We start from the raw sequence: 1962 nt of genomic DNA on the forward strand, positions 1-1962 counted from the left end.
TGAGTGGTAGGGGAGCGTTCTGTAAGTCTGCGAAGGTGTATCGAGAGGTATGCTGGAGATATCAGAAGTGCGAATGCTGACGTAAGTAACGATAAAGGGGGTGAAAAGCCTCCTCGCCGGAAGACCAAGGGTTCCTGTCCAACGTTAATCGGGGCAGGGTGAGTCGACCCCTAAGGTGAGGCCGAAAGGCGTAATCGATGGGAAGCAGGTTAATATTCCTGCACGACTTGTAATTGCGATGGGGGGACGGAGAAGGCTAGGTGGGCCAGGCGACGGTTGTCCTGGTGAAAGTGCGTAGGCGGTATCTCTAGGCAAATCCGGAGATGCAACGCTGAGACACGAGACGAAGCCACTACGGTGGTGAAGCCATTGATGCCATGCTTCCAGGAAAAGCCTCTAAGCTTCAGATTACAAGTCATCGTACCCCAAACCGACACAGGTGGTCGGGTAGAGAATACCAAGGCGCTTGAGAGAACTCGGGTGAAGGAACTAGGCAAAATAGAACCGTAACTTCGGGAGAAGGTTCGCTCTTGACAGTGAAGTCCCTTGCGGATGGAGCAGTTGGGAGTCGCAGTGACCAGATGGCTGGGACTGTTTATCAAAAACACAGCACTCTGCAAACACGAAAGTGGACGTATAGGGTGTGACACCTGCCCGGTGCCGGAAGGTTAATTGATGGGGTTAGCGCAAGCGAAGCTCTTGATCGAAGCCCCGGTAAACGGCGGCCGTAACTATAACGGTCCTAAGGTAGCGAAATTCCTTGTCGGGTAAGTTCCGACCTGCACGAATGGTGTAACCATGGCCATGCTGTCTCCACCCGAGACTCAGTGAAATCGAATTCGCCGTGAAGATGCGGTGTACCCGCGGCTAGACGGAAAGACCCCGTGAACCTTTACTACAGCTTGGCACTGAACATTGAACCTACATGTGTAGGATAGGTGGGAGGCTTTGAAGGCGTGACGCCAGTTGCGCTGGAGCCGTCCTTGAAATACCACCCTTGTATGTTTGATGTTCTAACGCAGGGCCCTGAATCGGGCTCGCGGACAGTGCCTGGTGGGTAGTTTGACTGGGGCGGTCTCCTCCCAAAGAGTAACGGAGGAGCACGAAGGTTGGCTAATCCTGGTCGGACATCAGGAGGTTAGTGCAATGGCATAAGCCAGCTTAACTGCGAGACGGACAGGTCGAGCAGGTACGAAAGTAGGTCATAGTGATCCGGTGGTTCTGAATGGAAGGGCCATCGCTCAACGGATAAAAGGTACTCCGGGGATAACAGGCTGATACCGCCCAAGAGTTCATATCGACGGCGGTGTTTGGCACCTCGATGTCGGCTCATCACATCCTGGGGCTGAAGTCGGTCCCAAGGGTATGGCTGTTCGCCATTTAAAGTGGTACGCGAGCTGGGTTCAGAACGTCGTGAGACAGTTCGGTCCCTATCTGCCGTGGGCGTTGGATGATTGAAGGGAGTTGCTCCTAGTACGAGAGGACCGGAGTGAACGAACCTCTGGTGTTCGGGTTGTCACGCCAGTGGCACTGCCCGGTAGCTAAGTTCGGAATCGATAACCGCTGAAAGCATCTAAGCGGGAAGCGAGCCCTGAGATGAGTCATCCCTGACCCCTTGAGGGTCCTAAAGGGCCGTTGGAGACCACAACGTTGATAGGTGGGGTGTGTAAGCGCGGCGACGTGTTGAGCTAACCCATACTAATTACCCGTGAGGCTTAACCATACAACACCCAAGAAGTGTTCTGGGCCTTGTAGCAGATGAAGAACTACTTACTTAATTCAGTGATAGTGACCAAGCTAAGCGCTTAGTCGTTATTCACGTCAGCTTTCCGAGATTGAAGTTTTTGCCTGGCGGCCATAGCGCCGTGGAACCACCTGATCCCATGCCGAACTCAGAAGTGAAACGCGGTAGCGCCGATGGTAGTGTGGCATTCGCCATGCGAGAGTAGGACACTGCCAGGC

2 rRNA genes are annotated in these 1962 nt (G+C 53.8%); both read left to right on the forward strand.

The window, feature by feature from the left end:
• A 23S ribosomal RNA gene (locus tag AACW18_RS02625) occupies positions 1-1723 on the forward strand; the annotation flags it as partial.
• 124 nt (positions 1724-1847) lie between these two features.
• Positions 1848-1962, forward strand: a 5S ribosomal RNA gene (rrf, locus tag AACW18_RS02630).

Source organism: Aeromonas sp. sia0103, from assembly GCF_963895295.1.
Lineage (GTDB): Bacteria > Pseudomonadota > Gammaproteobacteria > Enterobacterales > Aeromonadaceae > Aeromonas > Aeromonas encheleia.